Origin of the sequence: Thermococcus aggregans, from assembly GCF_024022995.1 — an archaeon.
Lineage (GTDB): Archaea > Methanobacteriota_B > Thermococci > Thermococcales > Thermococcaceae > Thermococcus_A > Thermococcus_A aggregans.
In genome coordinates this window covers 1,537,576-1,557,030 of the sequence record NZ_CP099582.1, presented here as the reverse complement: position 1 = coordinate 1,557,030, position 19,455 = coordinate 1,537,576, and the positions used below count along the sequence as shown (strand labels likewise).

General features: G+C 43.2%; 23 protein-coding genes and 1 tRNA gene. 6 read left to right on the top strand and 18 right to left on the bottom strand.

The features are described from left to right. The first annotated feature begins 2 nt into the window (after positions 1-2). A complete protein-coding gene (locus NF865_RS08500; RefSeq protein ID WP_253304305.1) occupies positions 3-1,280 on the top strand; it encodes an ArsB/NhaD family transporter in 1,278 nt (425 codons plus the stop codon). 5 nt (positions 1,281-1,285) lie between these two features. Further along, a complete protein-coding gene (locus NF865_RS08495) occupies positions 1,286-1,735 on the top strand; it encodes a universal stress protein (protein WP_253304304.1) in 450 nt (149 codons plus the stop codon). Here NF865_RS08495 and NF865_RS08490 read toward each other — a convergent pair. The 11 genes from NF865_RS08490 to NF865_RS08440 all read right to left on the bottom strand — a co-directional run bounded on the left by NF865_RS08490 (position 1,732) and on the right by NF865_RS08440 (position 11,066). Further along, positions 1,732-1,962, bottom strand: a complete 231-nt coding sequence (locus NF865_RS08490; protein ID WP_253304303.1) for a hypothetical protein — start codon at positions 1,960-1,962, stop codon at positions 1,732-1,734. The genes NF865_RS08495 and NF865_RS08490 overlap by 4 nt on opposite strands. 1 nt (position 1,963) lies before the next feature. After that, positions 1,964-2,236, bottom strand: coding sequence for a hypothetical protein (locus NF865_RS08485; RefSeq protein ID WP_253304302.1), 273 nt, complete (start codon positions 2,234-2,236; stop codon positions 1,964-1,966). After that, a complete protein-coding gene (locus tag NF865_RS08480) occupies positions 2,233-2,745 on the bottom strand; it encodes a winged helix-turn-helix transcriptional regulator (RefSeq protein WP_253304301.1) in 513 nt (170 codons plus the stop codon). The genes NF865_RS08485 and NF865_RS08480 overlap by 4 nt, the downstream gene beginning before the upstream one ends. A 70-nt stretch (positions 2,746-2,815) precedes the next feature. After that, positions 2,816-2,892, bottom strand: a tRNA-Thr gene (locus NF865_RS08475). An 81-nt stretch (positions 2,893-2,973) separates the two neighbouring features. Next, positions 2,974-3,999 (bottom strand): polyprenyl synthetase family protein, encoded by a 1,026-nt coding sequence (locus tag NF865_RS08470; protein ID WP_253304300.1) that lies wholly within the window; start codon positions 3,997-3,999, stop codon positions 2,974-2,976. 4 nt (positions 4,000-4,003) lie between these two features. Next, positions 4,004-5,326: an RNase J family beta-CASP ribonuclease gene (locus NF865_RS08465; RefSeq protein ID WP_253304299.1), complete on the bottom strand. Its 1,323-nt coding sequence runs from the start codon at positions 5,324-5,326 to the stop codon at positions 4,004-4,006. A 336-nt stretch (positions 5,327-5,662) separates the two neighbouring features. After that, positions 5,663-6,784 (bottom strand): hypothetical protein, encoded by a 1,122-nt coding sequence (locus NF865_RS08460; protein WP_253304298.1) that lies wholly within the window; start codon positions 6,782-6,784, stop codon positions 5,663-5,665. 147 nt (positions 6,785-6,931) lie between these two features. Continuing rightward, positions 6,932-8,062, bottom strand: a complete 1,131-nt coding sequence (gene fni / locus NF865_RS08455) for a type 2 isopentenyl-diphosphate Delta-isomerase (RefSeq protein ID WP_253304297.1) — start codon at positions 8,060-8,062, stop codon at positions 6,932-6,934. Beyond that, positions 8,056-8,838 (bottom strand): isopentenyl phosphate kinase, encoded by a 783-nt coding sequence (locus NF865_RS08450; protein WP_253304296.1) that lies wholly within the window; start codon positions 8,836-8,838, stop codon positions 8,056-8,058. Before NF865_RS08450 ends, fni begins: the two co-directional genes overlap by 7 nt. Beyond that, complete coding sequence (locus NF865_RS08445) at positions 8,835-9,836, bottom strand: mevalonate kinase (protein WP_253304295.1); 1,002 nt, start codon at positions 9,834-9,836, stop codon at positions 8,835-8,837. The genes NF865_RS08450 and NF865_RS08445 overlap by 4 nt, the downstream gene beginning before the upstream one ends. A 351-nt stretch (positions 9,837-10,187) precedes the next feature. After that, positions 10,188-11,066: an MEMO1 family protein gene (locus tag NF865_RS08440; RefSeq protein ID WP_253305636.1), complete on the bottom strand. Its 879-nt coding sequence runs from the start codon at positions 11,064-11,066 to the stop codon at positions 10,188-10,190. A gap of 97 nt (positions 11,067-11,163) precedes the next feature. Between NF865_RS08440 and NF865_RS08435 the strand changes: the two genes are divergently transcribed. Together NF865_RS08435 and pfkC are read left to right on the top strand one after the other, a co-directional pair. Continuing rightward, positions 11,164-11,877, top strand: a complete 714-nt coding sequence (locus NF865_RS08435) for a maleate cis-trans isomerase family protein (protein WP_253304294.1) — start codon at positions 11,164-11,166, stop codon at positions 11,875-11,877. A gap of 84 nt (positions 11,878-11,961) precedes the next feature. Further along, positions 11,962-13,341: an ADP-specific phosphofructokinase gene (gene pfkC / locus NF865_RS08430; RefSeq protein ID WP_253304293.1), complete on the top strand. Its 1,380-nt coding sequence runs from the start codon at positions 11,962-11,964 to the stop codon at positions 13,339-13,341. A gap of 1 nt (position 13,342) precedes the next feature. On the opposite strand, the gene xerA is transcribed toward pfkC, so the two are convergent. The 5 genes from xerA to NF865_RS10505 all read right to left on the bottom strand — a co-directional run bounded on the left by xerA (position 13,343) and on the right by NF865_RS10505 (position 15,803). Beyond that, the gene (gene xerA, locus NF865_RS08425) at positions 13,343-14,179 is read right to left on the bottom strand and encodes a site-specific tyrosine recombinase/integron integrase (protein ID WP_253304292.1); all 837 of its coding nucleotides are present in this window, start codon (positions 14,177-14,179) and stop codon (positions 13,343-13,345) included. Between the two features lie 29 nt (positions 14,180-14,208). Beyond that, positions 14,209-15,045 carry a toprim domain-containing protein gene (locus NF865_RS08420; protein ID WP_253304291.1) on the bottom strand — a complete coding sequence of 279 codons (837 nt, stop codon included), beginning with the start codon at positions 15,043-15,045 and terminating at the stop codon, positions 14,209-14,211. Between the two features lie 67 nt (positions 15,046-15,112). Further along, positions 15,113-15,301, bottom strand: a complete 189-nt coding sequence (locus NF865_RS10515; RefSeq protein ID WP_436317652.1) for a DNA/RNA nuclease SfsA — start codon at positions 15,299-15,301, stop codon at positions 15,113-15,115. 32 nt (positions 15,302-15,333) lie between these two features. Beyond that, the gene (locus NF865_RS10510; protein ID WP_436317651.1) at positions 15,334-15,450 is read right to left on the bottom strand and encodes a DNA/RNA nuclease SfsA; all 117 of its coding nucleotides are present in this window, start codon (positions 15,448-15,450) and stop codon (positions 15,334-15,336) included. Further along, positions 15,420-15,803 carry a PDDEXK family nuclease gene (locus NF865_RS10505; protein WP_436317650.1) on the bottom strand — a complete coding sequence of 128 codons (384 nt, stop codon included), beginning with the start codon at positions 15,801-15,803 and terminating at the stop codon, positions 15,420-15,422. Before NF865_RS10505 ends, NF865_RS10510 begins: the two co-directional genes overlap by 31 nt. An 87-nt stretch (positions 15,804-15,890) precedes the next feature. On the opposite strand from NF865_RS10505, the gene NF865_RS08410 reads away from it, so the two are divergent. Continuing rightward, entirely contained in the window at positions 15,891-16,937 is a 1,047-nt protein-coding gene (locus NF865_RS08410) for a M42 family metallopeptidase (protein WP_253304290.1), read from the top strand. Here NF865_RS08410 and NF865_RS08405 read toward each other — a convergent pair whose 3' ends face one another. After that, positions 16,938-17,219 (bottom strand): hypothetical protein, encoded by a 282-nt coding sequence (locus NF865_RS08405; RefSeq protein ID WP_253304289.1) that lies wholly within the window; start codon positions 17,217-17,219, stop codon positions 16,938-16,940. Between the two features lie 49 nt (positions 17,220-17,268). On the opposite strand from NF865_RS08405, the gene NF865_RS08400 reads away from it, so the two are divergent. After that, positions 17,269-19,200 carry a helicase C-terminal domain-containing protein gene (locus tag NF865_RS08400; protein ID WP_253304288.1) on the top strand — a complete coding sequence of 644 codons (1,932 nt, stop codon included), beginning with the start codon at positions 17,269-17,271 and terminating at the stop codon, positions 19,198-19,200. Here the strand turns inward: NF865_RS08400 and NF865_RS08395 are convergent. Further along, positions 19,197-19,382: a PLDc N-terminal domain-containing protein gene (locus NF865_RS08395; RefSeq protein ID WP_253304287.1), complete on the bottom strand. Its 186-nt coding sequence runs from the start codon at positions 19,380-19,382 to the stop codon at positions 19,197-19,199. The genes NF865_RS08400 and NF865_RS08395 overlap by 4 nt on opposite strands. Positions 19,383-19,455: the final 73 nt, after the last annotated feature.

The following is a 19,455-nucleotide window of genomic DNA, read 5'->3' as shown; positions in this document are numbered from 1 at the left end:
GAATGACCCCATTGGAGGTATTCGCTCTTGCAGTGTTCATCTTTACTTATGCCCTCATAATAAGCGAGCGGATACACAGAACTGTTGCCGCAATGGCCGGAGGTTCTTTAGTGCTTCTCGCCAACATAGTCCCATGGGAAAAAGTTCCCGTCTATCTTGATCTTGATACAATACTTCTCCTTGCTGGAATGATGATAATTGTGAATACAACAAGGCTGAGTGGTCTATTTGAATATATTGCAATAAAAACTGCCAAATTTGCAAAAGGCGAACCTATAAGAGTTCTGCTTCTTTTTTCGGTCGTGACGGCCCTTATAAGCGCTTTTCTTGATAACGTGACCACAGTTCTCCTGCTCACTCCGATGCTTATCTACATTTCCAGACTTATGGAAGTTAACCCCCTTCCCTTCCTTCTCTCCGAGATTTTCGCTTCTAACATTGGTGGAATGGCAACCCTTATTGGTGATCCCCCGAACATAATGATAGGATCCGCTGCGGGGCTTAGCTTTAACGAGTTTCTCTTCAACATGGGCCTGATAGCGTTTCTTGATTTGATACTCATGATTTTCGTGGTATACCTCGCCTATCGGAAAGTCCTTAAAGTCAGTAAAGAAAAAAAGGAGAGGATTTTAAGAACACTTGGCAACTTGGATGAAAGAGCAGCAATTAGGGACTTGGCTCTTTTTAGGAAGTCCATCATAACAATCGTTGTTGTTGTGCTCTTCTTTTTCGTCCACGACAAGCTTAGAATAGAGCCAGCTGTGGTTGCACTATTTGGAGCATCTTTGATTCTTTTCTGGAGCAGGGAAAATCCTGAAGGGATTTTGGAAAAAATCGAATGGGCAACTTTATTCTTCTTTGGAGGGTTGTTCCTCATTGTGGGGAGTTTAGTAGAGACGGGGTTCATAGGCCAGATGGCTCAGTGGATAACTTCTCACATCCATTCGGAAGGAGAGGCAATTCTAGTTATAGCATGGCTTTCAGCTCTGGCATCTGCGGTTATAGACAACATCCCATTCACAGCGACGATGATACCCTTAATAAAGGCAATGGGGATGTCTCTCAATACTTATCCTCTCTGGTGGGCTTTAAGCCTGGGCGCATGTTTAGGTGGAAATGGAACCGCCATTGGAGCTTCGGCAAACGTTGTTGTTATAGGAATAGCAGAGAGAGAAGGTATAAAAATAACCTTTATGGACTTTCTTAAGATGGGCATCATTGTAATGATCTTAACGGTAGGAGCGGGTGTTGGAATTTTGTGGGCTAGATATGTGTGGTGATAAAAATGAAGATACTCGTGTTGATAGACGGGTCAAAGTGGAGTCAAAAAGCCGCACTCCATGCAGTTGCAGTTGCCAAGAAGAAGAATGCAAAAGTGGTACTCTTTTCAGTTTTGGATAGAAGGGAAGCCAAGGCATTTGCATTCAACTTGGGAGCAAGGCAAGGGGACTTTGAAAAAGTGCGCAGTTTTGAAGAGGAAATCTGGAGCAATATGAAAAGAGACATTCAAGACGTAATGGCCGAAATGCTAAAGTTCTGCCGGGGGGAGGGAGTAAACTGCTCCATAAAAATCGTCGAGGGAATTGCAAAAGATAAGATCCTTGAAGAAGCTAACAGTGGTGAATATTCACTTGTAATAATGGGGGCATATGGAAAGAGCGGGAAAACGAGAATAGGAAGTTTGCTGGAAGAAGTAGCTGGTAATGTGAAGCCCCCGCTCTTAATAGTACGCTAGTCTCTGGCTTCGAGGTATTTAACCTCTATGACGCCCTCTAGCTTTTCCAGTTCTTCTTTTAGGCCGATTAATGCTCTTCTAGTGAGGGGTATATGAACCTTCCCGATTATATCAAACGAGCCTGTAACTACATAAACTTCATCAAAGTTCATCTCGTTTAGCAGTGTTTCTTTGATCTCCTTTTCTCTTCCAAGTCTCACCTTTATTAAATATATTGCAAACGGCATTTCAATCCCTTCTTATCAGCGCTATAAAAAACAATATCAATATCAAGAGTTCAAATGTAGTTGAAATCACATCGAGGATTTCTGAAGATAATGAGATTTTGATTAGATGAAAGTTTTCAATGACCTTCTTGGCAACAAACATTAGAAATGCCAAAAAAAGAAGCAAAATGCTTTTCATTCCGCTTTTTTTGTATGCTTTCCATGCTGCTACTGACAGCACCGCCCCTAGAATAATTACAAATCCATCAAGGAGATACCCCAGACTGTCAATCACTTTTCCTCCCCCCTAAACGTTAACGTTAAATCAATCAATTTATCCGCCAGCTTATCCCAGATTTTTGGTTTGTACTCCTTAATTATGCGAAGTAGAACATCAACATCACAGTTAAGGGAATAAACAGTGTTCTTTCCATCTTTTACCCTTGTAATAATCCCCAAAGTCTCAAGCCCTTTTGTGTGATAAATTATAGTAGAGGGGGTTAAATTAAGCTTTTCTGCAATTTCGCCCTGGTTTTTGTCTCCTTCTGCAAGCAAAAGGAGTATCTTTCTCTGGCTTTCATTTGAAATAGCTATCATAAGACGCCTGTACTCTTCTTCAAAACCCGCAGGGAAGAAATATTTTTTCCCTCCAAGCCTCTTTGAAGTAACCCTCCCCTCTTTTTCAAGATGCCGTAGGTGGTATTGAAGGTTTCCTATCCCCATGTTGAGCTCTTGGGCTAATTTACGAAAGGTTATCCCGGGATTCTTTGTGATATACTCCAAAATTTTTTCTCTGGTGCTCATGAATATCAAACTAAAGTATCGTTTGGGTGTTTTAACTATTTGTGGTACGGTTCTCAAAAGAGTCTTTTATTGGAGCCCCGGGCGGGGTTTGAACCCGCGACCTGCCGCTTACCAAGCGGCCGCTCCACCAGGCTGAGCCACCGGGGCACCGAAAGAAAGAAGCCAAGATTGCATATATAAACTTTTCGCTCAACTACTTTTCAAATTAAAAAGATATAGATGCAAAGATCAGTACTCTCTCTCCACTATAAAGTCCGCCAAAAGTTCGAGCTGTCCTCTTGCCTCACTCTCAGGGAGTGTTTTTAGTGCTTCCTTTGCTTCATCTGCCAGCTCTCTTGCAACTTTTGCGGCATAGTCTATGCTTCCATATTTTCTGAGTAGCTCAATGGCTTCTTTGACATCTTCTTGAATGTCCTCCTCTATGATTCCTTCTCCCTTTACGTCCCCTGCATATTTTCCAAATATCTTGAAGAACTTTGCTTTATCTTCCTCGCCTGCGTTTTCAAGGAAGTGAGCAACTATGAGCGTTTTTTTGCCCTTTCTTATATCGCTTCCCACAGGCTTCCCAAGCTTTTCTTCGTCCGCTATCAAATCAAGAACATCATCCCATACTTGGAATGCTATGCCAATATTCCTTCCGTATTTTGATAATGCTCGGATGTAATCCTCGTTTTCCGTTCCTATGATCCCACCTATTGTAGCTGAAGCATCTATTAGCGCGCCGGTTTTTCCACTTACCATTTTCATGTATTCCTCTATGGTAACCGTTCCTTTGTTTTCAAACTCCAAGTCCATTGCCTGCCCTTCGCATAACTCATTGGAAGTCTTTGCGATAACATCCAGAACCCTTACAACTTTCTCAGCCTTGACAGGTATTTTTGCCACAGCCTCAAAAACCTTTGAGAAGAGCAGATCTCCAGCCAAAATTGCCATGTTTATTCCCCAAACCTTATGAACCGTCGGCCTGCCTCTTCTTTTCTCGTCCATGTCCATTATGTCATCGTGCACTAGGGAGTAGTTGTGGAGCAGTTCTACGGCTGCTGCTGCATAAACGGCTTTCTCCGGATTTCCTCCAACAGCCTCGGTAGAGGTTAAAACTATGAACGGCCTAACCCTCTTTCCTCCAGCTAAGGGGTAATGTCTGGCTGCATCATAAATAACTTTGGGCTCCTTTTCAGGTATGAGCTCAAAAATAGCCTCATCGACAACTTTGGCTTTCTCTTTTAATGCTTTAAACAGTGGGTCAAATTTCATGCTATCACCTCACATCAACTTTGTAACCGTTTCTTGATACGAAAACATCTTTTCCGATTAAATAGCCTTCCTCTTCAGCAAGCTCAGCATAGTGGGTGAGCATTCTAAATTCTCCATGAGCGGGAACTATGTTCTCCGGATTTAGAAGCTTAATTAAATATCTGTGGTCCTCCCTGCTTGCATGGCCTGAGACATGTAAATCCTTAACCATCCTCACACTCCTCATTCTGAGCTTTGTTTCAAGGGCATAGCGCTGGGCTATGTTTAGTGGATTTGGAATCACCCCAGCTGAAAACACAACAGTATCATCTTTTCCAATGTCGTAAAGCTCTCCATTTGCCATTCTCGTGAGCACAGCTCCAGGTTCACCTTGGTGTCCCGTTACTATCAGCAGGTAGTTTTCTCTTGCTTGGGAGACCTCTCTAAGCGTTTTCTGGACAGCATTTGGACTTCTAACTGCTTTTGCTCCTTTCATTTTTATTAGACCCAGCTGTTTTGCTATTCCGGTGTATTTTGCAAGCGATCTGCCCACGAGAACTGCCTGTCTTCCCATGTTGTTTGCTATCTCTATCAGCTCTTGGAGACGAGCAATGTGGGAGGCAAATGTAGTGGCTATTAATCCCTTCTCCTCCATTCCCTCGTAGTAGAAAAAGTCTTCTAAGAGCAGCTTTGCGGAGGCTTCACTTGGTGTCTTTGTTTCTTCAGCAACCCTTGTGGATTCCGGTATAAGGACTTTCACCCCTTCTTGCCCTATTTCCTTGAGCCTCTTGTAATCTGGCTTTTCTCCAAGGGGATTGTGGTTATCAAACTTATAATCGCATGCATAAACCACAGCTCCCTCTGGAGTATGTATTACAACCATTGAGGAGTGGGGGATTGAATGAGTAATCTGCACGAACTCTATCGCTAAGTTCTCACTAACCTGAACAATCTCCCCATACTGAGTTTCATACATCGGATTTGTGACCTCAAAGTATTGCTCACTCCTAACTTCCCCTTTTGCAAGTTTTATTGTGTATGGAGTCCCATAAATTGGGACGTTTGGATAATGAGGGGCGAGCTTTGCTATTGCCCCTATGTGGTCGAGATGACCATGAGAAAGAGCAATGGCAACGACCTTTTTGTTTTTGAGCGAGGAATCATCGGGAATTGCACCCAATTTTCTTAAATCTCTAGAACTCATCTGCTGAAAATTAACATCCTCATGGATGAGAACCCTATCGAGCCTTATTCCCATATCAATAATCACGACTTCCCCTTGGTATTCAATAGCAGTCATGTTCTTTCCTACTTCCTCGTAACCGCCTAGTGTGTAAACAGTTATCATTTCTTTTCCTCCCGTGTTTGACCTCTAAGCTCTCATGAGCATAAGGTCAAGCTAAGTAATAATTGAGAGTGGGGTTTAAAAAGGTGTGCATTCTTAGGTTGATACTCTTCGAGAGCGTTGGGTTGCCAACACACTTTGGCAAGGAATGGAGGAAGCACTAGGTGGTATACGCTGTAGATAAGCCTTAGAAATCTTAGGAATCGGCAACACGGCTAAAAACACTTATATCTAAACGCCTTGCATTCAAAAACAGAAAAAATTATAGAGGGGTTGTAGAGAATAAGGATTAACGTCTTCAGCTGCTTTCATAAAATAAAGGAGAGAAAGCTACAAGTATCAAGGGCTACCAAGAGACTGCATGAAAAACTCTTCAAATACTGTTTCAACAACTTTGTAGTCCCAGTATGGGGACAGAGTGTTTTCCGAGGCCAAGGGGGTTATTCCCAAAATTTTATCTGCTGAATACATTCTTCCGTAAATTCCCATATAAAGAGCGTAGGCTTGCTCTTCAGTTATATTCCCGCGATAGTTCTTCATCTCTATCTTCAAATTGTATATTTCCTTCAGCTCTTGGAGGACGTCAATCTTATCACAGGTTTTGTGGAATGCTTTAAGATATGCTTCTGCCAGCTTAACATTTGCCTCAGCCAAGGCATAGTATCCAAGGCTGTACGCTTTCTCCGCAAGGTTTAGCAAACCGATTGCATCTAAGATAATTGAGCTGCTGTTGTTCTTAAGCTCTGGCTTATTCTTGAGAGCTTGAATTTTGGTGTAAATACCTTGGGGGTCATATGCCTTTTTATCAGCAATTTCCCAGAAAACCTCAGCATAAGCAATTCTCTGTTTTGCTGATTCTAAGCTTCCGTATGCTCGTGAGAGCCTTCTCCATGCCGGTAAATCAGAGCTCAGCACATGTTCTGTATTCTTCAATGCTTGTTCTGCGTATATTAGGTTTAATTCGGCAAATATCGAACCTCTATAGTTTATTTTTGCTCTTTCAAGCTCCTCTTTGGTTCTTTCGATTTCTCTTCGGAGTCCTGCTTCAACAACTTCAGCAGAGGAGCTGTTCTTTAAGAGTTTGTTCTCTACGATTTTGGTGGTTGCATATATCTTAAACCTCCTGGCAATGACAAGAGCGTGGAAATCTGATGTAATTTCTTTCTTGATGTTTTCGAAGTCTTGTATTAGAAGAGCGTCATTTGACTCCTTTACGAGTTTTTCTGTGCTATTCAATGCACCTGCAACATAGACATCTGGTATGCGGTCGAAGTACCCATAATAATCGGGGACAATTTCTATGCTTTTAACGTTCTGTAGTAGCTCGGAAGCCTCGGCTTGTTGGTTCTCTCTTTGATAGTCTATGTATTCATGGATAACGAAACCAGTGATAAGAATTAGTCCGCATAAAAGTGCCATTGCTTTTTTCATTACTATCTCTCCAATCAATATTCCGAACATACTTTTTGACTTGGAGACTTATATGGTTTTCTTTTGCGAGTTTTAATAGAGTATAGGCTAGTGGGTTATCACTTTCTTTCAAAGTGCATTTTCAAGAACTTCAATTAGTCAAAACGCTAGAGTAATAAAAGAGCAGAAAGCAAAAAGCTAAGCTTTTCTTCGCCTTTCCCTGAGAAACTCAGCTAGGTCAATTCTCTGCTCAAGCCATTCCCTTGCAAATCCTGTGACAACGAGGGGCACTTTTCTAAGCTCTTCAAGGTTCCTTGCCCCAACGAGAAACATCGCGTTCCTCAGCTCATCTATGTACCTTTGAAGAATCTTAATCACACCCTCAACATCGCCCTTAACTGCCGGCTTCAGCAGAGGTAAAGCAACTCCTGCCAAGTTTGCACCAAGGGCTAAGGCCTTTGCAATCATTATGCCGTCCCTTATCCCACCTGTGGCAATTATTGGGAGCCCTGTGGCGTAGCGAACTTCAGCAACGCTTAGAGCAGTTGGAATTCCCCAGTCCCAGAACTTCAGAGCCAGGTTTTTGCTTCTCTCATCCTTAGCTCTGTAATACTCAACACCACTCCAGCTCGTGCCTCCAAGACCTCCAACGTCAATGGCATCTATGCCGATGCTCTCAAGCCTTATTGCAACCTCCATCGAAACTCCGGCCCCGGTCTCCTTGGCTATTATTGGGTATGGGAGCTCATTTTTGAGTTCTGCCAAGGCTTTTAGAACGCCCCGGTATTGTGTATCTCCCTCAGGCTGGACGCTCTCTTGGAGAGGGTTCATGTGAATGGCGAGGGCATCAGCTTGAATCGTTTCAACAGCTTTTAACGCCTCCTCAACACCATAGCGGTTGGGCATTGTTTCGGCAAACTGGGGAGCTCCGAGATTGCCGACCAAAAAGACATCGGGCGCAACATCCCTAACGTAGTAGCTCTCCCATGTCTCTGGGTTTCTAATCATGGCCCTCTGACTTCCAACCCCCATAGGGATGTTAAGCTCTTGGGCAGCTTTAGCAAGGGTTTTGTTTATTTTCCCAGCGATCTGTGAGCCTTTTGTACCTCCGGTCATTCCAGCTATCATTATTGGGTAGTCAAACTTTCTTCCAAGAAATTCCACGCTTAAATCAATTTCATCCTTGTCTATCTCCGGCAAGGATTTGTGAACAAAATGTATGTTCTCGAATTGGGTGCTTACATGGGCTTCAACCTGCTTCTTTAGGCAGTGCTCAATGTGCTCAAACTTCCTAATAATTGTGAGCTCTTCTTTATCCACATTTACCACCTCTTAATAGCAGTCCCGGGATTTTCTCCCCGAAGGACTCTTGTAATGTTCCCTTTAACCTTTCCGTTTATGAAGTAAACGTCTGAATGGTGGGCAATCTCAAGGGCTTTTCTGAGCTTGTTTCCAATTCCTCCGGTAACGTCAATTCCCGCTGAGTCTGAACTTTCCAGTAAATGTCTAATTTCCTCGGTGTCAAGTTCTTTAATCAGCCTTGCTCCCTTTTCCTTCGGATTCTTGTCGTAGATTCCATCAACGTTCATCAAAAAGATCACTTTGCTCGGCTTGAGCATCTTTGCCAGATAGCTAACTATCTGGTCTCCGGAGAGGATGTCTATTCCCTTGTCGAGAGCTATCGCCGTGTCTCCAAAGAGGACGGGAATAAAGCCCTTTTCAAGGAGCTTTCTTAAAATCTCAAGCTCTCCATAAACTATATCGCCTTTCTCTATCATGAATATCGATGAGGAGGAAACAGAATAAGCTGGCAGTCCTTTTTCAAGGAAAACCTCTATTATCAGGTCGTTGAGCTTGAGCATTGCTTGATGGGTCTTTGAAAAGCCTATTCTCTTGCGCTTTACATCTCCAACTAGCCCCTCTCGGATTTTGTATTCCCTTGCATTCGGGTGTCCAAAGCTCCCGCCGCCGTGAACAAGGATAAAGCTTTCTTCTGGATAAAACTGTGCTACTTCTTCAGCTATTGCCTCAACAACTTCTTGATTAAACGAATAGGCCGTATTTTTGTCACTTATCACACTTCCGCCGAGTTTGATGATTATCATTTCTCAGCCTCCTCTATTCTGAGCCCTTCCCTGCTTATCTTTGTTATCATTGGCATTCCTCCGGCAATCTTTATCGCTGTTGCAACTTCGCTTTGCTTTCTTGGAGCCAAAGCGTACATACAGCCGCCACCGCCAGCCCCAGTTATCTTTGCTCCTAAAGCTCCGGCTTCCCTTGAAGCGTACACCAAATCACTTAGGCTTTTTGTTGAGACACCAAGGGCGTCGAGGAGACCGTGATTTATGTTCATTAACGTCCCAAGGAGTTTGAACTTGATTTCCCTGTCGTATTCTGCAAGAATGACCTCTCTGGCCTTTTCCACGAGCTTGCCCATCGAAGTGAGTATTGGTTCGATTATCTCGGGCATCTCCTCGTAGTTTTTCCTAACTTTTGCAACAAGCTCTTTCGTGGAGCCGCTTGAGCCTGTATAGCCGACTACTATTGGTAATTCAATTACGGGCAATCTCTCAAAAGAGCCCTTTTGGTAGTAGAGGAATCCACCAATAGCCGAAACGGTTGGGTCAATACCGCTCGATGCACCTTGGACGAGGAGCTCCACCTTATGCCCAAGCTTTGCCACTTCTTCAGGCGTAAGCTCTAAACCAAAAAGCTTAGATACAGCACCTATCGTTGCTACAGCCACAGCGGCTGAACTTCCGAGTCCTGCACCTACGGGAATTTGAGAAGTAATTGAAACCGTTACTCCCCTTTGCTTATCAGCTTCTTTCATGACGAGGTTTATTGCTTCCCTAACATAGCTCAAAACTTCAGCGGCCTTTCCATAATCGGTTTCAAAATATATTTGGTCTTCCGAAAAAGAAACCGTCAGACCGGGAGTTCTTATGTCCTTTGCTTCTATTCTAATTCTTCCATTTTTGTTAAACTCTGCTTTCACGTAGGTTCTTAAGTCTATTGCGGCAGCTATTGCGGGTTTTCCATACACAACGCTGTGTTCCCCAAAGAGAATGATTTTGGCCGGAGCTGAAGCGAGTACTCTCATTTTTATACCCTCCTTTTTGGCAATTTTTATTAGCCCGAAATTTTATATCTCATTAAACTTCCAACAAGCCCGTGAATTCAACTAAAATGTCAATACTACTCGCTTTCCTTCTGTGTTCTCAATTTTCATGGTCTAGAGTATGCCTCTGAGTTTATTTTTCTTTTGGTCTTGAGCTATGAAACGTTTGTGAATTTTAGAAACCGCATCAGCGCGTCCTCCCAACAGGATAAAAAACGTGGCAGAATTTACAATGAACCCTATTGTGTCGTTATGATGCAGCTAAAATAAGGAGAGAAACACTATACCTTGAATCGGCTTTTGTGTTACACGCATCATTTGTTTCCTTCGATTTCATGCCTTCCTCATGACGATGCTAACGTAGCCAACTATTGCATCCGTGCTTCTGCTCACTTCAAAGCTGGTTGTGTAGTGCAGAACTTCTGCCTCAACAGCTCCACTAAGCCTTGAAAACACTATTGCCGTTGCAACTCCACCTGGTCCGCACATCGTGTGGTCCATTTTCCTAATTTCATCGAACATTCCCTTGTAGTCAAATTCGAGAATCTTCTGAATTACTCTGAAGTCCCATTCCTTTATCCTGCCGAGCAAGTCATCTCCCCTCGCTCTAAAGGGCACGTAGCCGTAGGCATAGCCATAGTGCATCATGTCAGTACTCGCTATAACAACGATATCCCTTCCAAGCTCGTGGGATGCTTCAAATATCGCTCTTCCCAAGTCCTCAGCAACTTCTTCATCCTGCAGTCCAAGGGTTATGGGGACTATCCTGACTTCTTTTCCCGCCTTTTGGGAGATGTACTGGATAAAGGGCACCTGTACTTCAAGAGAGTGCTCATATTTGTGTGCAAGTTCGTCTAAGTCTGCCAGATTGGAGTGCTTTGCTATTGCTTTTGCAAGCTCCTCATCAACCCCAATATCTCCCATTGGCGTTCTCCAGATCCCATCAGGATAAATGGCCACTGGAGAGCCTATTCCGGTGTGGTTGGGCCCTATTATCACAAAAGTCTCTGGGAGCCCATCTTCGTAAATTGCTTTGTAAGTTCTTGAGGCAGTGTAGCCTGAGAAAATGTACCCCGCATGAGGTGCAACTCCGGCTGTAATTTTTCTCTCCTCTCCAAGCTCTCCAAGATCGCTGAAAAACTCGTCGAGCATTAGCTTAAGCTCGCTCCCAACAGGATAAAAACTACCGGCAACTGCGGGATACCTTATCACTTTCATCACCAGAATTTATTTGCACCGCAAGTTTATTAGAATTTTCCCGTGGAAAACTTTAATATACTCCTTTACCGAGACTTCTTTAGGTGAAAACATGTATGGATGGAGAGGTAGAATTGGGTTAATAGTGCCATCATCAAACACAACAATGGAAATGGAATTACACTCGGCTTTGCCCGAAGGAGTATCACTTCATACAGCGAGGATGCCTTTAAAGAACGTTACAGAAGAGGAGCTTTTGGCCATGAGTGGGCTTGCAGTTGAAGGTGCGAAGCTTCTAAGAGATGCAAACGTCGATCTAATACTCTACGGGTGTACTAGCGGTTCTTTTATAGGTGGAGGAGAGTTTGACAGAGAGCTTGCAGAGAAAATAGAGAACGAAGTGAAACTACCGGTAATAACGACGAGCACAGCGATTCTTGAAGCCCTTAAGATTCTTGACTCCCAGAGGATACTTGTCATAACCCCTTACACAGAGGAAATAAACCAGAGGGAGAAGGAATTTTTAGAGGCAAATGAGTTTGAGGTTATTGACATCAGGGGTCTTGGAGTAGTTGACAACACAAGAATAGGAAAACTGGAACCTTACGAGGCTTACAGAATGGCCAAAGCACTTTTCACCGATGAAGCAGATGCAGTATTCATAAGTTGCACTAACTTAAGGACTTTCGAGATAATCGAACCCCTTGAGGAAGATCTTGGAGTTCCCGTTGTTACAAGCAATCAGGCATCTTTATGGCTGGCTTTAAGAGAGCTCGATGTGGGAGAAAAAATTCCATGGCTTGGAAGGCTTTTCAGGGAATTTTAATCCGCTTAAGGTCTCTTAATTTTCATGCAAATATTTTTAAGTATTTTCGCAAATTTTTTCCAAGTACTCACTGAGGGTGATACCATGATGGAGTTCCTCAAGGACTTCCAGAAGATGGGCATGTACTTAGCCTACAACGTGAACGTTGACGCGATAGTCTATTTAAATGAAAAGCACATAGAGAGCCTCATAAAGGAGTTTGGGGCAGAGAACATTAAGAAGAGAATGGACGAGTACCCAAGAGAAATTAACGAACCCTTGGACTTTGTTGCAAGATTAGTTCATGCCCTCAAGACTGGAAAGCCCCAAGCTGTCCCGTTAGTGAGCTATGAAACCGATAAGTGGTTTAACTCCCGATTTAAATACGACATCGAGAGAATTGGCGGGCAAGTAGGGATAATAGCGAATCTTCTTGCCAACTTGAACTTCAACAGGGTAATTGCGTATTCCCCTCTTCTTGGAAAAAAGCAAGCCGAAATGTTTGTGAATAAGGACAACCTCCTCTACCCGGTTGTCGAAAATGGGAAGCTTGTACTAAAAAAGCCTTTGGAGGCATATAGGGAGAGCGATCCGGTAAAGATCAACAGAATTTTTGAGTTTAGAGCAGGCACAAAATTCAAGTTAGGGGATGAAACAATTGAAGTCCCTTACTCCGGAAGATTCATTGTGGCGTGCAGATTCGAGGATTTTGCCAGAATTGAAACTTCGCCAGAACTCAAGCCTTACCTTCCCGAGATAGGGGAAATGGTTGATGGAGCTATTCTTTCTGGTTATCAGGGGTTGAGAAAGTACTACAGTGATGGAAAGGATGCCAACTACTACCTGAGAAAGGCGAAGGAGGACATAAAGCTGCTCAGAAAGAAGAAGGACATTAAGATACACGTTGAGTTCGCATCTATTCAAGACAGAGAGCTAAGAAAGAAGGTAATTTACAACATTTTCCCACTCGTTGACAGCGTAGGGATGGACGAGGCTGAGATAGCCCACATATTAAGTGTTCTTGGGTATAGAGAATTAAGCGATAGGATTTTTACATATAACAGAATTGAAGATGCCGTTTTAGGGGCTAAAATCCTACTTGATGAGCTAAACCTCGAGATTCTGCAGGTGCACACGATTTATTATCTGATGTACATCACCCACAACGACAACCCGCTTACAGAGGAAGAGCTTAGAAAGTCTTTGGAAGTAGGAACGGCCCTTGCAGCTGCTAGGGCTTCTCTTGGAGACATTAAAAGTCCAGAAGATGTCAAGGTTGGCCTAAAAGTCCCGTTCAACGAAAAAGGAGAATACGTAAAGCTGAGATTTGAGGAGGCAAAGGCCAAGATGAGAACAAGGGAGTACAAGATAGTCATCATCCCCACAAGGCTCGTTAAAAACCCTGTATCCACAGTGGGATTGGGAGACACGATATCTGCTGGAGCTTTTGCCAGCTATTTGAGCCTCTTGGGAAGAAAGGAATGAATTACTCTTCTATTATTTCTTCAACAAGCCTTGCTTTTTCTTGTGCTCTCTTCAAGTGTTCCACGGTGACCTTTGTGTATATCTGCGTTGTTGAAAGGTTTGAATGGCCGAGGATCTCTTGGATAACCCTTATATCTACACCTTTTTCCAGCATGTGGGTTGCAAAGCTGTGACGGAGCATATGGGGAGTTACCCTTACTCCGGCTTTTTCGCCGTACTTTTTGAGGAGATACCAGACGGTTTTGGGGGAAATTTTGTCCTTCTTTTCTCTCCTAACCTCAACAAAGAGGTATTCGCTTCCATCGTCCCTTGTTTTTAGGTAATCTTCAATTTCCTTTAACAGAAAGCCTGGGACAGGGACTACTCTGTCTTTAGCTCCTTTACCACCTTTCACAATTAAAATTCCCCTCTTGAAATCTATGTCCTCTATTTTGAGATTGCAAACTTCGCTTACTCTTAGTCCCGTTCCGTAAAGGAGAAGAATTATCAGCCTGTCCCTTTTTCTTGTGGGTGGAACAGCTTTTATGAGCTTTTTCACGTCTTCCTTCGTAAGGCTCTTTGGTAGGCTTCGTGGTACCTTTGGGGATTTTAATCGTTCAGCTTCATCATCCAAGCCTTCAAATCTGAAATATGCCTTTAATGCCTGAACCACAAGGTTGAGGCTTTTGTTTGAGTACCCACTTTGCTTAAGCTTTGCCAAGAATCGAAGTGCAGAGCGATAGTTTGGGGTTTTGGCCTCTTTTAAAAACCGGTCTACATAGTAGGCATACATTCTAACGGTCTGAGGGCTCTTTCCTTCAAGTTCGAGGTAAGTTTTGAATTCTTCTATGACGTCCATATAAATCACAAAAAATAAATTTTAAAGGCTCAGAAGTTCTCGAATTCGGGTATGTGTTCTTCTACTTTCTCTTCCTTTTCTTCGGGCTTCTCTTCCTTCTTGCTTTCCGCTATGCTGAGGCTTAAGTGGACTATTCTGAGCAGCTCGATTACTAAGTCTTCGTCCTCGGAGTAGATATATCCTTGTCCAACAATGATCTTTCCGCCGAGGTTAAGTTTTTCAACCGCTTCTGCTATGTATCTCTCTTCTGGCGGTTCTGTTTCACCAAAGAGTTCCTTCCATATCTCGCTTATCTTGAAGACGTTAGCTCTCTTCTTTAGAGATTCTCTCAGCTTGTTGTTTTCTTCAACCAATCTGCTGTATTCTTCCAACAATTCTCCGTACTTCCCTTCAAGCTCCTGATAGTCATTTTTTAGCTTTTCGTTTTCTTGCATAAGCATTTCATATTTTCCTTTTAAGTCGAGAAGCTGATTTCTCAGTGCCATGTACTCTGGTAAAATCTGGAGGCTTTTTAGGCCTGCCCTTACCAGCGTATTTTTGATTTCCTTCCTTACAAGCTCAACGTCGATGTGCTCAAGATCATGCCCCAGGGGTATCTTCATTCTCTCTACATGCCCAACGAGCTCGCTGAGTTCCCTAAACATTCTCTCTGCTAGTTCTCTTCCAACTCTATCCGCGTCAGTGGCTATTATTAGCAAATCTGCCCCAGCTGCGGCGCTTTTAGCTATTTCTAAGTTCGTTGTTGGAATTATTGCGGAGATCGTTATGTTGTACTCACTACCAAGAGCTAAGCCTTGAAGGGCTTTACTTACAACTTCTACATCACTTGCTCCTTCTACCAGAATCCTAACATCTACGATAGTCATTCCCAACACCTCCACGGGGGTGTTACCCCCGAGTTTTTATTGGGTGAGCGTTATAAAAGCCTTTGGGCTACACCTCAATTAGGGGATCATCGTTTTCTAGGATGACTTCTCCGCTGCGAAGGAGGTTTATTGAAATTCCCTTAATCTCCACACCTTTTCTCTTTGCTTCTTTCAAGAGTTCGGCAATTTTGGGGTCTCCCTGTGCATAGGGTTTGAACCTCCTAACTCTAGGCAGAGCGCCTATAAAGACTATCATTGCTCTCTTGCCATTTCCTGCAGGCGTATAAGCTATTTTATATGCTTCTGTCCCCTCAAACTCGGACAGTCGGGATATATTGCATAATCTCCCCCTCTCAGAACAGCGCTTTTCATTTCTACCAAAATCTCTTCGCCGTTGCAATCCAAGAAGTAATCCAGCCTTGAATTGCCAACTTTAACTTCTCTTTTTTGATTTTGCACCCTCTAAGCAATTCAATTAGACCCAGATCAACTGCCCTTTCAAAAGCCTTTGTTTGTGTTCTTGTGTCTATAATAGCTCCTTTCCCATCTTTTTCCAGAAATCCGATTAGGACGAACTCCGTCTTCCCTCCCTGCTTGGGAACGCAAAACGCTCTTCTTTCTTTAATCATGAACTCCTCTAATCTGCCAGTGTTTGTTATCAAGGCCTTTTTAATCTCTCCATTGACCTCTATTACTCCTACAAATTTGTTTAGCCTTTTTACAAAAGTGCACTCGACTATTGGGGGCTTTAGTAGCATTTTGTATCCTCCCGGGTAAATTCCAACCTAAAACCTTAAATATTATTCATCCTACAGTAAGATGAACGTCTAAACGAGGTGGTAGTGATGGTGGATTATGAACTATTAAAGAAAATAGTCGAAGCTCCTGGAGTTACTGGCTATGAGTTTATGGGAGTTAGAGATGTTGTTATAGAAGCTATAAAGCCATACGTCGATGAAATTAAAGTTGACAAGCTTGGAAACGTTATTGCCCACAAGAAAGGCGATGGTCCAAAAGTCATGATTGCTGGACACATGGATCAAATTGGACTCATGGTAACACACATTGAAAAGAACGGATTCTTGAGGGTAGCTCCAATAGGAGGAATTGACCCAAGAACTTTGATTGCCCAGCGCTTCAAAGTCTGGATTGACAAGGACAAGTTCATCTACGGAGTTGGTGGAAGCGTTCCTCCACACATCCAAAAACCCGAAGAGAGGAAAAAAGCCCCAGACTGGGATCAAATTTTCATTGACATAGGTGCTGAGTCAAAGGAAGAGGCAGAGGAAATGGGAGTTAAGATTGGAACCGTGATTACCTGGGATGGAAGGCTTGAGAGACTTGGCAAGCACAGGTTTGTCAGCATCGCTTTTGATGATAGAATAGCCGTTTATACCCTCGTTGAGACCGCAAGACAGTTGAAAGACTCAAATGCAGACATATACTTTGTTGCAACTGTGCAGGAGGAAGTTGGCCTTAGAGGAGCAAAGACAAGCGCCTTTGGAATTGATCCCGATTACGGATTTGCTATAGACGTCACAATAGCCGCTGACGTTCCTGGAACACCAGAGCACAAGCAGGTCACACAGCTCGGTAAGGGAACAGCAATTAAAATCATGGATCGCTCCGTTATATGCCATCCAAAGATAGTCAGATGGATGGAGGAGCTTGCGAAGAAATACGAGATTCCCTACCAGTGGGACATCCTCCTCGGCGGAGGAACTGACGCTGGAGCAATACACCTCAATAAAGCTGGAGTCCCAACAGGTGCAATAAGCATTCCCTCAAGGTATGTCCACTCCAACACTGAAGTTGTTGACGAGAGAGACGTTGACGCAAGCGTTAAGCTGATGGTAAAAGTCCTCGAGCACATACACGAGCTTGAAATCTGATTAAAGGCTTTCTAAGTTTTCTTTCCTTATTACATCTCCTATCTTTTCCTTTTGCATCAGCGGATAGATTCTGTAGAGTTTGTACATTAGATAAGCTGCCCCCGTGAGAATTCCAGCAATTGCAAAGGGGATTTTTGAGGGCAGCGAAAGACCGCGGTGCCATTTGTAGAGAAGGTAGTTCTGGTAGTAGAAGAGGTAAGAGAATACCATTATTATAACCCCTTCAACTCCAGCTTCTACCAGTTTCTTTTGGTATTCTTTCATTTTAATCCCTCTCTTCACTTTGGGAAAAGTTAAAAACCCTCATTAATAACCTTTTTGATGAGTTAAGATGAGCGAATATTTCCCATATCATTCCCTAAGGCCAAATCAAGAGGAGTTCATCAAGCTAGTGGATAATGCAGTAAGGAATGGCGAAAACTTAGTTATTGAAGCCCCAACAGGTTTTGGAAAAACTATAAGCGTATTAGCTGGAGCCTTGCCCTATGCCAAAGAGATGGGTTATAAGATAATCTACCTTGCGAGAACGCACAAGCAGATGGACAGAGTCATAGAAGAGCTCAAAGCCATAAACAAAAAGGTTCATGTAAGTGGAGTTGAATTTAGGAGCAGAAAAGAACTTTGTCTTCATCAGTATATCCAGAACTTTGCCCCCGATGCCTACAACGCAATGATAGTGTGTAAAAACCTCAAAAAGCTTGGCAAATGTGAGTTTTTTGAGAACCTTAAGAAAAAGAAAGAGGAATTCGACGAGCTCGTTCAATACTTTCTCCAGACACCTGCAGAGCCCATATCGATACTTACGTATTCCAAAATGTTCGACTTCTGCCCTTATGAGCTTACCCGGAAGGTCGCCCTCGAGTCAGATGTAATAGTGGCCAGCTATCTGTACATGATAAGCCCGTCTATAAGGGAGAATTTTATGAGCTATTTTGATTTCGAGTACTCTGACTTGATACTTATCTTTGATGAAGCTCACAACCTACCAGATCAGGCAATAAACGCCCTGAGCGACAAGATAAGCATCCACAGCATCAACAGGGCAATAAAAGAAGCCGATGAGTATAAGGAACACGAAATCGCCAATTTCTTAAGCATCTTTCTAAAGGGCTTGGAGAATCTCTATCAGGAGAAATTGAAGGACATGCAGATTGAAGAAGTGCCCATACTGCCGGAGAGCATCTTTTATCATGTTTTCGACGTTTTGGGAATCAATGAGAGAGGACTCGTCAGAATTCTTGACCAGATGGTTAAGGCCGGAGATGCCATAAGAGAGGACAAAATCGAGAGAAATCTACCCCCAAGGAGCTATGTTGGTAGGGTGGGAGAGTTTTTACTCCTCTGGTTTGCCCTTATCGGAAAAGAAGACTATCTCTTTCTTCTAAGCAGGGATAAAGGGCTGTCTCTTGAACTTGTAGCGCTGGATCCCTCAAAAGCGCTCAGTTTCGTTAAACATGTCCAATCGACAATTTTCATGTCAGGAACGCTGACTCCTCTAGAGGCTTTTGTGGACATAATGGGGATAGAGGGCAAGCTTAAGAAGTTTCCCAGAATGGTTAAGAGGGAAAATGCCCTTGTTCTAGTGGCTAAAGATGTTTCAACCAGAGGAGATGAGAGAAGCCTTGGGCTGTACAGAAAACTCACAAAGTATATCGTTGAGGCTGCGAAGCTTATTCCAAAGAATGTAGGCGTTTTCACGGCTTCTTATGAAGTTCTTGAGGGGCTTTTATCTGCCAACGTGGACATACAAATAGAAGAGGAAACCGGAAAAAAGGTATTCATTGAAAAGAAAGGGGCTTCTTCAAAAGAGAACGATCTTTTGGTGATGGCATTTAAAGAAGAGGCAAAGAAAGATGGAGCTGTTTTGCTTGGGGTTATGGGGGGAAGAAACAGCGAAGGGCAGGACTATTCTGGAGATGAAATGAACGGCGTTGTTTTAGTCGGCATTCCCTATGCGAGGCCGACGCCAAGGGTACAGGCTCAAATAAGGTACTTTGAAAACAAGTTCCCCGGGAAGGGAAGGTACTATGGATACGTATTACCGGCTCATAGAAAGCTGGTTCAAGCTGCTGGTAGGGTGCATAGAAGTGCAGAAGATAAGGGAGCAATAATAGTCTTAGATTACCGCTTATTGTGGAGCAATGTTAGAAAAGACCTGCCAGATTGGATGAGGGAAACAATAAAACCCGTGACTTTGGCTTCAATGAAGCGGTGCCTTATAGACTTCTATAGGGAAGAAAAAATTAAGGTGAAGGAGAATTAGCTTCTCTTCTCCACCACGTAATACACTCCGGCTCCTATTACGCCGAATAGGAGTGTTAAAACTATCCAAAAGCCCTTTCTAGCCGTGCTCATATCTTTTTGGTTTTTGAAGACATCATAAACCACCCACAAGAGGCTTAGGAGCGCCACAACTAAACCCATTACCCACCATGCCCATGCCATGATTTCACCTCATAACTTTATTACTATGAATATTTATAAATTTTTTCAATGGCAAATAGTAACGACAAGATAA

Bases quoted from the DNA above. Each gene is read 5' to 3' on its own strand.
- NF865_RS08490 (WP_253304303.1), bottom strand. From the start codon at position 1,962: ATGCCGTTTGCAATATATTTAATAAAGGTGAGACTTGGAAGAGAAAAG.
- NF865_RS08500 (WP_253304305.1), top strand. From the start codon at position 3: ATGACCCCATTGGAGGTATTCGCTCTTGCAGTGTTCATCTTTACTTAT.
- NF865_RS08495 (WP_253304304.1), top strand. From the start codon at position 1,286: ATGAAGATACTCGTGTTGATAGACGGGTCAAAGTGGAGTCAAAAAGCC.
- NF865_RS08445 (WP_253304295.1), bottom strand. From the start codon at position 9,836: ATGAGAGTACTCGCTTCAGCTCCGGCCAAAATCATTCTCTTTGGGGAA.
- NF865_RS08460 (WP_253304298.1), bottom strand. From the start codon at position 6,784: ATGTTCGGAATATTGATTGGAGAGATAGTAATGAAAAAAGCAATGGCA.
- NF865_RS08400 (WP_253304288.1), top strand. From the start codon at position 17,269: ATGAGCGAATATTTCCCATATCATTCCCTAAGGCCAAATCAAGAGGAG.
- NF865_RS10515 (WP_436317652.1), bottom strand. From the start codon at position 15,301: ATGATAGTCTTTATAGGCGCTCTGCCTAGAGTTAGGAGGTTCAAACCC.
- NF865_RS08480 (WP_253304301.1), bottom strand. From the start codon at position 2,745: ATGAGCACCAGAGAAAAAATTTTGGAGTATATCACAAAGAATCCCGGG.
- NF865_RS08410 (WP_253304290.1), top strand. From the start codon at position 15,891: ATGGTGGATTATGAACTATTAAAGAAAATAGTCGAAGCTCCTGGAGTT.
- xerA (WP_253304292.1), bottom strand. From the start codon at position 14,179: ATGGACGTCATAGAAGAATTCAAAACTTACCTCGAACTTGAAGGAAAG.
- NF865_RS08470 (WP_253304300.1), bottom strand. From the start codon at position 3,999: ATGAAATTTGACCCACTGTTTAAAGCATTAAAAGAGAAAGCCAAAGTT.
- pfkC (WP_253304293.1), top strand. From the start codon at position 11,962: ATGATGGAGTTCCTCAAGGACTTCCAGAAGATGGGCATGTACTTAGCC.
- NF865_RS10505 (WP_436317650.1), bottom strand. From the start codon at position 15,803: ATGCTACTAAAGCCCCCAATAGTCGAGTGCACTTTTGTAAAAAGGCTA.
- NF865_RS08420 (WP_253304291.1), bottom strand. From the start codon at position 15,045: ATGACTATCGTAGATGTTAGGATTCTGGTAGAAGGAGCAAGTGATGTA.
- NF865_RS08465 (WP_253304299.1), bottom strand. From the start codon at position 5,326: ATGATAACTGTTTACACACTAGGCGGTTACGAGGAAGTAGGAAAGAAC.
- NF865_RS08435 (WP_253304294.1), top strand. From the start codon at position 11,164: ATGTATGGATGGAGAGGTAGAATTGGGTTAATAGTGCCATCATCAAAC.
- NF865_RS08450 (WP_253304296.1), bottom strand. From the start codon at position 8,838: ATGATAATCATCAAACTCGGCGGAAGTGTGATAAGTGACAAAAATACG.
- NF865_RS08395 (WP_253304287.1), bottom strand. From the start codon at position 19,382: ATGGCATGGGCATGGTGGGTAATGGGTTTAGTTGTGGCGCTCCTAAGC.